Raw genomic sequence first — 12,358 nt, forward strand, 5'->3', positions numbered from 1 at the left:
GTTAACTTGTTATATATTTAATATTTGAATTAAGCTCCATTACGGTTGTGGTTTACATACCACTACCATAACTGTTTTCCTTATTACTAGTGCTGAGCTCAGTTGGGGTTGTACGGTTTTCCGAAAGCTTCGGAAATAGTGGGGTGTGAGGGTTATATAAGAAATCGAGCTTCGGAAACGGCGGGGTGGGGTTTCTTTATGTGTTATGTAGCTTCGGACGCTTAGGAAACTAAGGAAGCGGTGGTTTTATGCTGTTATGATAAGAGGAGACTTCACATGGGAATATTCCAACGGGATCGTCAGGTGTTCGCTGACGCCGAACCTCTTGACGATTCGTATGAACCCGAGGATATTCGCGAACGGGATGAGGAACTCGAGAAATATCAGCGAGCTCTCCAACCCATCATTGACAACCGGCCGACGTCGAACATATTTCTATATGGGAAAACGGGTACTGGGAAGACCGTTGCCACGCAGTATATGCTGTCGCATCTGGAGAATGATGCAGCCCAGTACGACGACGTAGATCTCTCTACTGTCTGGGTTAGTTGTGAAAATCTCTCCTCATCCTACCAGGTCGCCGTCACTCTCGTAAACGAACTTCGGGGAAGTCAGGGCAAGGACCGTATCAGTACAACTGGCTACTCTCAGCAACGTGTCTTCGATATTCTCTATGAAGAACTGGATTCGTTCGGTGGGACCGTCGTGATTGTTCTCGACGAGATCGACAACATCGGCCACTCAGATGACATCCTCTATGGCCTCCCCCGGGCGCGATCGAATGGCTACGTTAGTGACGTCCGTCCTGTGATTATCGGCATCAGCAACGACTTCCAATTCCGGGACAATCTTTCGCCGAAGGTGAAAGATACGCTCGCTGAAAAAGAGATTCTCTTTCCCCCATACAACGCGAATCAGCTGCGCTCGATTCTCGAACCGCGAGCAGAGAAAGCGTTCCACGATGATGTCCTCGAGGGAGACGTGGTCCCGCTTTGCTCAGCATTTGCTGCCCAGGATACTGGCTCGGCCCGCCAAGCCATTCGATTACTTCGGGAGGCTGGCGAACTTGCGCAGGCAGCTGATTCAGAAACCGTGGCCGAGGCTCACGTCCGAGCCGCACAGGACGAACTCGAGAAGAACCAACTCTACGAAGGGATGCAAGAGCTCACAACACAGGGCCATGCCGTTCTAAGTGCGCTCGCGTATCACCAGGCGCTTGACCAAGTCCCGGTTCGTTCTCGCGATCTCTACGAACAGTATCTGAACATCTGCGACCGGCTCGACACCGATAGTGTAAGCGAACGGCGCGTCCGCGATCACCTCTCGGATATGAACATGCTGGGGTTGATCAGCGTCCATGAGCGAAACGAGGGAATATCCGCCGGCAGATATCACGAGTACGAGCTTGACGTCCCATTGACAGCCGTTCTTGAGGTCCTTCTTTCGACGACGCGGTTTGAGGAATTCGGCAGCGTTATTCGATCAAAGGCTGAGGACAATAACCTCTTGCAGTCGGATCTCACCGACTATTGAAGCTGGTCTCAGTATGCAGAGAGGGTGATCGTAGATCCTGAAGGCTCCGGAAACGGTGGAGGGTTTCCCCTACTGAAGAGAGTCGTTAGGATTGGCGGTCGATTCCGGTATTATACAGATAGAATCACTCACCACCTTTCCTATCATCCTACCACTCTAGTTTCTGAATCGCATCTGAACGGTGCCACAATGGCCACAGACCCATCAATAATTCTTGTATTTCTTTCTTGTCTGCGTTTCTTGTCTGTCTTTCTTTTGTGGCTGTATTCTATGTGGGGATGAGATTGAGAATAACTATATTATAGAAATAGAAGCCTCATAACCCTACATCTCCCCCTAGCAAACCAATGATGCCATTTATATTGGGAATATTGGGAATTTATAAGTGAATTTTATCCACCGTGTTCGGATCAATTGCACGGTGGCCGCCCAATCCATCTTCAAGGAATTCGAACTTACCGGACCCCCATCTCTCCACCACATATGTATTTGAGTGTGATGCCCATTGCATGACTCATTAGAATGTCCGCAACGGGCACACAAACGGAATTTGACGTCTCTGAATTCGATACGTCCGTTTCAACAGAAGCGACTGATGCCGTCGTTCGAACGATCGACGAAAGCATCGCGAGGATACGGGAGCAAGTCGACGATAAAATCCTCGACGAGCTCTTCGAGATGGATCCAGGTCGCTACACGATGCGATCTGATTTTACCCGTGACCAACTCGATCCGGAACCATTTACGAAAAGTCGAGTCATCGAGCCGCTTTTACAGACGTTAGGATACGAAGACTACGGGTATGAAGCAGGGAGCTTCGCCGCTGAACGGGGTGAGCAAGCTGACTATGCGATTTCTCTTCGCGATATCGATAGCGTGGACTCCAGCCGTCTTTTGATCGAAGCCGAACCCATCAACAAAGTTCTCCAGGACCGTGGCCACGGCCTCGATCAAGTCAAGAGCTGGTTGAGTCAGCGCGAATTCGAATCCGATTTTGGATTCGCAACAGACGGCATTCGCTGGATTTTCGTGCGCTACGATCCCGACAGTTACAGCCACAATATTATCGAATCAATCGATTTGCGACCCGTGTTTTCCGCTCTCTATGATAACGCCACAGGAGAACACAAACCGCCGGAAGACGTTCTCACCGAGGACGATATTCAGCTCGTTTCAAGACTCATTCGGACGTTTCAGTACGAGAATTTCGTCGCGATTATCGACGACGCTTCCGAGGTAATCAAACGCAAGCAGGAGGATATCACGGACGACTTCTACGACGACTACATTCGGTTCGTGTTCGGCGTAGCAGACGATCCCGACGAGCGGCGCTCGCGGAGTCTCATTGGCGATGGTATCATTCCGCCCGAGGAAGCCGATGGCGATGCAGTCAGGCTGTTCGCCGTCGATTTAATGAATCGGCTTATCTTCATCAAGTTCCTCGAGGACAAACGAATCGTTCGACAGGACTTGCTCAGGCTTCTTAGGGATACGTACGAAGATGGCGTCTACCCGCAATCGCTCTACAAGACGTTTTTCGACCCGCTATTCTACGACGTGTTCAACGAGAAACCCGAGAGCCGGGATGAACAGGTCTCTTCTCTCGACGTCTATTCTGGTATTCCATACCTGAACGGCGGACTCTTCCGGCCAGAATTGAATGGTGGATCCGGCCTCAGCGAGCGCACGTTCGATGTTCGGGACACCGTATTGAAATCGATCATCGATCTCCTCGAGAAGTACCGATTTTCCACGGAAGGTGGCCCTGCGGACATCGACCCAAGCGTCCTGGGAAACGTCTTCGAGAAAACCATCAACTATCTCACGACCGACCCAGGCGACCAGAACGCCGATCTCGGAGCGTACTACACGCCGAAGGAGATCACACGATTCTCCGCCGAGGAAACGGTTCGCCCGGCGCTGAAAGAGCGGTTCGAGACTGTGCTTCGGGAAGAGAGGGGATGGCCCGAAGCTGAAATCCAGCAGTATGAGACGCTATACGAGTTGATTGACGGCCTGCCAGGGTCGGGTGATTTAATCACCGCACTCCTTTCCGAAATGGACGATTTCTACGTGGTCGACCCTGGAATGGGGAGTGGCCACTTCCTCACGTCCGTCATCGAAGAAATCGTCAACGTGCGGCAGGCCCTCTACACCCAACAGGAGACATACCCGAGCCGTCACCGTCTCAAGAAAACTACCGTCCAGAACAACATTTACGGAGTCGATATTATGGAGCCAGCCGTCGAGATCGGCAAGCTTCGTCTTTGGCTGTCCATCATCTCCGAACTGCGAGAAGGCGACCTCGAGGACCTCGACGTCGAAGAGATTGCGCTACCGAACATCACGTTCAACGTGCGCCAGGGCAACAGCCTCATTGGGTACGTCGGCTTTCCCGAGGAAACGGCGGATGGAGTCGCGACGTTCGAGCGGTGGTCAGAGGATAGCGTCCGGTCACGGTACGAGGACGTCATCGAAGAAATCGAACTGTACGAAGAGACCAACGCCTTCCCCGAGAAGGCCGAACGCCACCGGCAGAAGGCTAAGGAACTGCTCACCACATACCGAGAAGAGTTGGATGATGAAATCCTTGCAGAATTCCGAGACACAGTACCGGAAGTGAGTGAAGGCGATTTAGATGAGTACACACCGTTCCACTGGGTACTCGAGTTTGCAGAAGTCTACGCCGAAGGTGGTTTCGACGTAATTATTGGCAATCCACCATGGGATCGTCTTCGGCCCACTCGAGACGATTTCTTTGCTCGCTACGACAGCGAATTCATGTCCCTGCCGCCGGGCGAGAAGGACCAACGACAAGAAGCCCTCCTCGAGGACGATACCATTGCAGACGGGTGGAATGGATACCAACACGAGATAGAAATCGTTTCTCAGTACTTCCATGAGCAGTACGAGATGCAAACGCCCACCATCGGAGGCACCACGCAGGGCACCGAAAACGATCTATCGGCTCTCTTCTTGGAGCGTGTATTCAGTCTCGCTAAAGACGGGGGATACGCTGCTCAAGTCCTTCCGGGCGCGATATTCAACGGTGCGTCAACGAAAGACCTCCGCACCCATCTTCTCGATGAAACGACTGTTCAAAAGCTGGTTACTTTTGAGAACCGAGGGATATTCCCCGAGATAGACACCCGATACAACTTCGGCGTAATCGCATTCAAAAACGAGGGGCGGACTGAGGACCTCCACGGGATCTTCCAACAGGTGGGAATGGACTCCCTGCAAGATTTCGACGACGTCGCGTTGACGATACCACGCAGGGTTCTCCGGGAATACTCCCCTGAAGCTCGAATCTTCCCTTACTTGCAGTCACAGCAGGAAGTCGAAGTCCTCGACACCATCTTAGCCCACCCGCCGATCAGTGATGATTCCCAGCGTAGGTGGTATGCAGAACCATATGCAGAACTACATCGGACAAGTGACACTGATCGTTTCGTAGAGGAGCCCTCAGAAGGAGACTATCCGGTATACGGGGGAAGCAACGTCTACCAGTTCAGCTACGACCCGTCGTTCGTCGATATCGAACCGCCCGAATTCTGGAGCGTGGGGGAAGACGTCAACCCAGACGCGAGCGCCAAGCGCCGAATCCGCGAGAAGAATTTGCGGCGGCTGAAGCGAGCTCTCTACGACGAATTCGACGGCTCCGGGTCACAAATCGGGTTTGTGAATGATCTACTGGAAAAACACCGAAGCGAGGAACTCACCGGGGAAGACGTCCTCCTGGATTCTACTGAATATCGGATCGTGTTCCGGGATGTGGCCAGAGCATCAGACGAACGAACAATCATCGCTTCCGTCATCCCAGACGGTATCGTGTGCACAAACACCCTTCACACGATCCGGCCATATGAAATCAATCCAAGAGAGGAGCTTCTTTCTAGGTCCCCCCTTCATCCTGTCTATGACAGAATTTTCTCCGACGAATCACTATTCTTAGCCCTCGGGCTCCTCAACAGTATCCCCTTTGACTACCTGATGCGTACAAAAGTGGACACTCACATTGTGATGTATAAGTTCAAAGAGTCGCAGGTTCCCAATCTCACCGAAGGCGACGATTGGTTCGAGTACATCTGGCGGCGAGCAGCGCGTCTCAATTGCTATGGAGACGAATTCGAAGAGATGCGCGACCGCCTCGGCGGACTCTCACCAGCAACAGATCCCGACGAGCGCGAAGAAATCCAGGCCGAGCTCGACGCCGCCGCGTTTCACGCCTATGGACTCGGTCGACAACAGACGGAATTCATCCTCGATGACTTCTATCAGGTACAGAATCCTCGTCGCATGACCGACGAGTATCTTGATCTCGTCCTCGAGAAGTACGTCCATCTAAGCGAAACGTAGCCATTCACTCGTCGATCGGCGGTCGGACATCGCGAGCACGAAAATCAACCGATTTCAAGGCTGAAAGCTCCGGAAACGATGGAGGGTGTCCCCCAATAAAGGGAGTTGTTTTGGAACTTATGCTGGATAAATGAATGTGGATTCTAGAGGGCCCTACAAGGATCAATACCCCCACCCCACTGTTTCATGTGTTCAGGAAATTGTTCGGTGGCCGACTTAGCGCTCCAGTGCCTCTCTTAGATCACTTCCAGGAGATCCAAAGATATCATCGAACTCATTGGGTTGGTCCTCTGCAAATGTTCGTAGTTTCTCTCTGGATGCAATTCCAAATTCGAGCGCTAGGTAATCCTTGGTCGCCGCTCCAATTCGTGGAAGCTCAGCGAGATCGTCTTCGTATTCCAGCTGATGCGCTTCCAACCACTCGTGAGCCTGTTCAAGGGCTTCATCGGGGGCTAACGACTCATCCGGTCCTGCTTCGACTGAGCGGCCTTTCCGATACCATGCGTTCCGCTCTGCTTCTGGCGCGTTGCACGCGATTGTAGTACTACCTTCCGGCGCTGGACTGATGGTGAGGTTGAATCGACCGGGAGAAACCCATCGAATCCGGTTTGAGGATGCCTCCACGAGGTCCCATCCTGTGAACGAGTCCTTTGGATTCAGAAGCTGTAGCGGGCCTGTATCACCGAATGTGCTTCCCGACGAGAACCCATCGAGATAGTTCGTCGCTATACTGGAGACGATGTCGCGGTCCACACCGGTATCCCGCGAAATATCGACCGGATCTGCTGTCCCCAGAAGATCGTCGACCGTTGTGTAGCCTCCGTCGGCAAACCCCACGAGCCGGTCACGATTCATTAGGTCCTCGTGGTGCAGCTGGTCATCAATCCCGGTTTCTTTGAGGTGGTAAAGATACTCTTGGGCGACCGAGTCCTCGAAGCGGATTTTTCCACCTTCTATTTCGCTCGATTTGAGCGCTTCAATGAGTGTTGGGAAGGAGTATGAGGATTTGAATAGCGGATCCCATTCCTCCTCGTCATCGTCAAATACCTCCAGATCGGTTTCTGGTTCGAAGTAGATAGGCCGATTAGCGTAGGCAAATTCGAGAAGTGAGACTGATACCATTCTCACTGATGGCTGACTGACTCTCGGATTAAATAGATATGCCTCTCTAGCGACCTCGCAATAGGGTATCATTCTATAGGTGGAGAGTGCTACCCTACAACAACTAGCATGCCGTTCTTGGCCCTCTACGACGGTATCGAGGTCATTCCGAACCAGGTGCAGAAAGGGGATTTCCTCGAGTGCCCCAAGTGCGGCGATCAATTGAAAATTCGCGACTCGCATCGCCGTGAGGGGTCGTTTGTCGCGCGACATTTCTATCACGCTGCTGAAGAAGAGACCGACTGTGGCGGCGAATCTCCACCTCATTTGCGGATGAAATCGATTGCGTACTCGAAGCTCACGACAGAGTATCCTGACGCAACAATAGGGCTAGAGCAACCGCTCGCTGATCGGCGTGCTGATATCCTCGTTGAGTTTCCAAAGCCACGGTTCCCAGAGGGTCGTGGCATCGGTGTGGAGGTGCAGCACAAGCATGAAGACAAGGACGTCGACACTGTTACGGCGGAGTATCTCGCTGAGGAGTATAGCGTTCTCTGGCTGGATCAGGAGGACTTCTCTGGATTCAACGTCGATCTCTCTGGCATCCTCTCGACGTGGCCTCACGCGGTGCAACACGACTTCAGCGACGGCTATCATGGCGTCATTCACTGGTTGCGACAACCGAAGCCAACAAATTTCTCGATAGACGTTGTGCTCCCGCAAGAATATCTAGCTGAACACAGCGAGAGTCTCCGTCGGGCATGGGAGTACGGGAAGTTCGAACAAGGAGGAAAATCGGACTGGAACGATCTCGGATTCTGGTGGTTGAGTGCCTCGTATAACCCGTACCAAAAGTGGATCAAACTAACCGAGGCGCCTGACGGGCGGACGATGCTTCAGCTGGGGAAGCAGGTCCGCGGTACTGAACAGGTTCTTGCACCGGTTCAGACTGGACACTCTCGGAATCGTGGTAAAGTACATAGCTTGGCTTATGAGGTCGACTCAACAGATACCTCCGCTGGCGAGTGGGCAGATATCGAAAAGGCGTGGCTCGAAACCGGAGTACGAAGCACTTCAGTCATGCTCAAGCTTGTTGCCACCCCGAGTGGCGATCTCGCTCTTTCGTTGGGGAAGTACAAGGAGAATAGCGACGACGAGTTCATCACCGTCTCAACTGAGTTCAATCGTAACCTCAAAGAGAACCTCCACCAGCTCGCTAACCTTCTGGGCTGACTAGCGGGTGAACGCCCATCGGAAACGACACTCTCTCAAATCCATCGGAAACGACATTGTGTTCATTCTATTTAATCTTCTCAAGGGATTCCATCTCCTAGAATCCATTCCCCGGATGCGAGATATACCGCGATATCCCTTTCCAAAAATCTACTTTTACTAATATCTGAAAATACGGTGGTGTATGGGGATTTCCCCACTGGAAATACCACTATCAAAATTTCCAACCCATCGGAAATACCACTCTCTCGAAGAAGCCGTCCAATTACCCCTCCATCAGTCACGGACTGTGAATTCGAGCTGAGTATTGATCTTTTTCAGGATAGTGCGGTAGTCTCCGTCTTGAAACCCAAATTCATCCATCAATGCTTGATATCGTTCCTTACTTCGCAATCGATCAAGTTCGACATCTCTCCCGTCTTTTAGCAACTCGAACTTTTCTTTCGCATCATACTCTTGGTATACTCTATCACAGAGGACCAAGGCGATCTTCTCAATTTTTCGCTGAGATCCAAACTCCTCAAATGACAGGTTCTTCATTACCTTTCGGACATGCCCTATCATGTAGTCTGGAAGATCCAATCTCTTCGCGACACTCTCAGTTCGATGGATTTTGAACTCGTGTGATTGCTGTTTCCTGTAATTCTGGTCGTAGCGACCTCTGTCCAAGCGCTGGAGCCTCTCCCATCGCCGATGAGTATATCGTATCGGTCGGTCGGCAGAATACCGATCCTCCAACCGTTCAACAGGGTCAAAGGTAGATCCGACATATGAGGCGTTCCGTCTCCTTCTCGCTGAAACGCTCGATTCGACGGAGCCATATACAGAGTTGACTTCCCCTCCATTCTCTCGACCGTCGATATCAGTGGCTTTCTGGGATTTATTATCCGTTATGTCGGATTGGTTTCCCCAATCGAGAAAGTACCCCTCTGGGATGTCTCTGCTACTAGAATCGACGATATCAGGTTCCTTATCGATCTCTTCTCTTGGGTTGGTTGTCGGGGCAATGTTCGAAGCATAGGCCGCATGGAATGCGGTCGGTGAGCCACGTTCCTCTCCTTCAGAGGAATCCGCATCCTCCGACATTGGAAAATCATCATTCTCCATCCTACTTATACATCAACCGTCTGCCGGCACTCTGCGCTCACTAGGCTGGGGTGCAGCGCACTTGCGCTCTCCACAGCCATGATTAACGACAAATCACAGACCGTCCAGAGATATCGAGATAGGCTGAGACATCCCAGTCAACAAGTACGGATCATCGCTCTCAGTCTGCTGAAGATAGCCATTCTGGCGTACGATTTATCGAAGCTACTTATCGTTGGATTACAATACCAACTTATCCTCGCGATCGTGCTAACACAGATTGGGACGACACCGTGGCTCTATACCGCTACGATAGTTCGAACTATACGAGGATATCCACGGAATCCTGTAACGGAGCTCACGGATGCAATCACATCCACGACCGATCTCACAGACTACCTCTAATTCACCGATCCTGACCCAATACTAATTATCCTGAATGGAACCTATATAAGTAGAATGCGGGGCTCTACATCATATGGGACCCCCCAGGTTTCAAGTCTGGACCAGCCCCACACACTCTCAGCGGCCAGAATTTCAGGCATTTACCTTTCCAAATCAGTTCGCGACACCCGCTCAACCAGATCGGGACGGAAAGTCCGGAAGGGTCGCTACCTCACTGAAGCCTGGCCGGTCCGATTGGTCGGGTATGCCCAGTGATCCCCACCCCAGAGCCGCGTTCACCGACGATCTCGTCGACGAGTTGGCCGATGTCTTCGTCAAGAACCGCGGCGTCGATCGAGACGTTGCCGAGACCTACGCCGAGACAGTCCTCCGTCGTGATCGGAAGATGCGCAAGTGGCTGGTCGGGCTGCGAGCGAACGCCGTTGAGGCTGTCTACCTCAACCTCTCACTCCAGCAGTACGAGGCGTACCGTGTTCACTCCGGAGAGTACTCACCGAAGGACCAGGCGCGAATCCGCGAGGACCTGACGGCGCTGCCTTCGGATTTTGTAACTGAACGGGGTGAGGAGTGGGCGTGGCTGCATCCGCGAGTGCGGTGGGTGAATGAAGGGGTGGATTCTACGATCCAGTAACAGCGTTGAGTCCTGCCTCAACGACGCCAAGAGTGAACTGCCCTCCATTGAATACGATGTCTGAGACAATAATTATCGCGAGAAAGGCGAGAAAACCGCCAGCGATTGTGACTTCTGGCTCGTTGTCGCCATCGGTGTCGATCTCTCCCTCAACCATCTATCGTTCTCACCTCCGTTAATTTGCCATACCAGTGATGGGATTAAATATGCCCGACAAATGCACATAATCTTCACAGGATCTTTGTTTCCAGCGCGAGCGACGGAGTATGGCCTCGAAGACGAGATCGACGGCTTGCTCCGCTACCTCGATACGCACGAGGAGGTCGACGACCGCCTCCCGAAGTGGGACGGGCTTCAGGAACTGGCTGCTGACTACGAGGTACCACTGCCCTGAGATCGAACTTCGTCACCGGTCGTGGCGTCTGCCAGACGCAAAACTGAGTTGGCGACATCATCATCTATTTAACTAAATCCTTGAATGGCGAGGACATCGATTGAGATTCGCTTTCGATGTCGCTCAGAAGGTTCGCTTTCACCGACGGTTTCCAGAGATTGCCCTGGTTGTTGATCCAGTCGTCCTCCTGGAGCTGATTGAGAACGCGGTAAATCGTTTGGCGAGAAGGCGGCTCAGATAGACCGCGCTGAATATCGGTCACTCGAAATTCCTTCCGGCGCAGCGCCAGCTCGATCGCCCGGCTCGCGACCGCCGCAGCCCGATGAGTCATAAACCACAGTACGGCGTCACCATGTTTCAATGTTGGACATCTCTGAACGTGTCGAAAACAAGTACGTTGTGTAATAAAGAGTTGTGTGGTGTCATACCTTTGACCAACGCCGCCTTACTGCGATTTGTCGAATCCACTCCGCATTAGTGTAGTAATGTACAGTAGGACTCGGATTCGGAATATGGTATAAAGGAAATTGTAAGATATATTGCCATTGGAATTCCACTCACCAAGGCCCTTGAGTTTCTATCTCCATTAAAAACGTCAGAAACTGACTTGTTACTAAGCCTCAACCTCAGTCTATCTGGAAAGCCACGTAGCTGCTGGTGTAATTGACACAACTACCCTAGAAGGCTGGACGCTGTCTTCCCAACCGTCACGGCTAATCCGATGATGAAGGCAACGATCACGAGAGCCGGAAGCATGTTGATGTAACCACTTGGATCGATGCCAAACAGTGCTAGAATCACCGCTCCAAAGACAGCGATGATGACAATCGACGCGAAGATCTCGTATCCAAGTTCGGCCCCCATCTTTTCACCTCTTCATGCGTTGATGAGGTTCATCGCCCGTTCAGACAGTTCGTACTGGTAAGGGTTCCGGATGAACCGGATGTCGTCGTACTCTCGTCCCTTCTCGACGGCTGAATCGAACTTGATGGCAGTCACCGCTGTGCCGAGTTTGCCGATTCGGTCTAAGACGTCCCCAGACCGAAGTTCATCCTCGACGTCATCGTGGCCGACTTCAAGGGCTTCTGCTAATGTGTCTCGGAGAACCCGAGTACCACCCGGTCTTCCACCATCTGCTACGGCTGCTGTATCGTCGCTCTTGTCGGATGGATCGTTTGCTTGCAAATCCACAATCACACGTTCGATTTCCTCCACGACGAGTCTCTCTAGGTCTTCACCGTTGACGATTTCATCGCGACGATCGTGAATGATGAGTGTCTCTGCCCCCTCAACCCACCGATGGACCAGATCAAGATCACGTAGGTGGCGAAGACACGTACTCACGTTGTGGTCTAGATAACTACCGAAGAGATCCTCGAACTCTGAGCGGGTTCTCGATGCATCGTTGTCCGGTACTAATCCGTCCCGGAGCATACACCGGCTGAGCTTGATTACGTCTTCTGTACTGTCCGCATTTGGCGTGCCGTCACGGATTTCCTCCGCGAGGTCTGGGATGATCATGTCGCAGTGGGTGTCTAGTGGATGGGCTCAGTAGCCCCAAAACCCAGGCGTCCATCTACCACCGCAAATAATACATGGACAGACCCCTCACCTTG

10 protein-coding genes and 1 pseudogene are annotated in these 12,358 nt (G+C 52.1%); 5 read left to right on the top strand and 6 right to left on the bottom strand.

All coding sequences use genetic code 11. The features are described from left to right. Window positions 1-276 precede the first annotated feature (276 nt). Both HSRCO_RS14355 and HSRCO_RS14360 read left to right on the top strand, forming a co-directional pair. The gene (locus tag HSRCO_RS14355; protein WP_259519837.1) at window positions 277-1,533 is read left to right on the top strand and encodes an orc1/cdc6 family replication initiation protein; all 1,257 of its coding nucleotides are present in this window, start codon (window positions 277-279) and stop codon (window positions 1,531-1,533) included. A 522-nt stretch (window positions 1,534-2,055) separates the two neighbouring features. Next, window positions 2,056-5,892 (top strand): BREX-1 system adenine-specific DNA-methyltransferase PglX, encoded by a 3,837-nt coding sequence (locus HSRCO_RS14360; RefSeq protein ID WP_259519838.1) that lies wholly within the window; start codon window positions 2,056-2,058, stop codon window positions 5,890-5,892. 216 nt (window positions 5,893-6,108) lie between these two features. On the opposite strand, the gene HSRCO_RS14365 is transcribed toward HSRCO_RS14360, so the two are convergent. Continuing rightward, window positions 6,109-7,014, bottom strand: a complete 906-nt coding sequence (locus HSRCO_RS14365; RefSeq protein WP_259519839.1) for a hypothetical protein — start codon at window positions 7,012-7,014, stop codon at window positions 6,109-6,111. A gap of 108 nt (window positions 7,015-7,122) precedes the next feature. On the opposite strand from HSRCO_RS14365, the gene HSRCO_RS14370 reads away from it, so the two are divergent. Continuing rightward, entirely contained in the window at window positions 7,123-8,226 is a 1,104-nt protein-coding gene (locus HSRCO_RS14370) for a hypothetical protein (protein ID WP_259519840.1), read from the top strand. 276 nt (window positions 8,227-8,502) lie between these two features. Here the strand turns inward: HSRCO_RS14370 and HSRCO_RS14375 are convergent, their stop codons facing one another. Next, a complete protein-coding gene (locus tag HSRCO_RS14375) occupies window positions 8,503-9,312 on the bottom strand; it encodes a hypothetical protein (protein WP_259519841.1) in 810 nt (269 codons plus the stop codon). A gap of 649 nt (window positions 9,313-9,961) precedes the next feature. Here HSRCO_RS14375 and HSRCO_RS14380 point away from each other — a divergent pair. After that, window positions 9,962-10,348: a hypothetical protein gene (locus HSRCO_RS14380; RefSeq protein ID WP_259519842.1), complete on the top strand. Its 387-nt coding sequence runs from the start codon at window positions 9,962-9,964 to the stop codon at window positions 10,346-10,348. On the opposite strand, the gene HSRCO_RS14385 is transcribed toward HSRCO_RS14380, so the two are convergent. After that, entirely contained in the window at window positions 10,335-10,505 is a 171-nt protein-coding gene (locus HSRCO_RS14385) for a hypothetical protein (protein WP_259519843.1), read from the bottom strand. The genes HSRCO_RS14380 and HSRCO_RS14385 overlap by 14 nt on opposite strands. Window positions 10,506-10,604: 99 nt before the next feature. On the opposite strand from HSRCO_RS14385, the pseudogene HSRCO_RS14390 reads away from it, so the two are divergent. Then, window positions 10,605-10,742, top strand: a pseudogene (locus HSRCO_RS14390) (transcriptional regulator TrmB); the annotation flags it as partial. A gap of 64 nt (window positions 10,743-10,806) precedes the next feature. Here the strand turns inward: HSRCO_RS14390 and HSRCO_RS14395 are convergent. The 3 genes from HSRCO_RS14395 to HSRCO_RS14405 form a co-directional block, all read right to left on the bottom strand. Beyond that, window positions 10,807-11,073, bottom strand: a complete 267-nt coding sequence (locus tag HSRCO_RS14395) for a hypothetical protein (protein ID WP_259519844.1) — start codon at window positions 11,071-11,073, stop codon at window positions 10,807-10,809. 341 nt (window positions 11,074-11,414) lie between these two features. Then, window positions 11,415-11,606, bottom strand: coding sequence for a hypothetical protein (locus HSRCO_RS14400; protein WP_259519845.1), 192 nt, complete (start codon window positions 11,604-11,606; stop codon window positions 11,415-11,417). A 12-nt stretch (window positions 11,607-11,618) separates the two neighbouring features. Next, window positions 11,619-12,263, bottom strand: a complete 645-nt coding sequence (locus HSRCO_RS14405; protein WP_259519846.1) for a hypothetical protein — start codon at window positions 12,261-12,263, stop codon at window positions 11,619-11,621. Between the last annotated feature and the right edge of the window lie 95 nt (window positions 12,264-12,358).

Source organism: Halanaeroarchaeum sp. HSR-CO (genome assembly GCF_024972755.1).
Taxonomy (GTDB): Archaea; Halobacteriota; Halobacteria; order Halobacteriales; family Halobacteriaceae; genus Halanaeroarchaeum.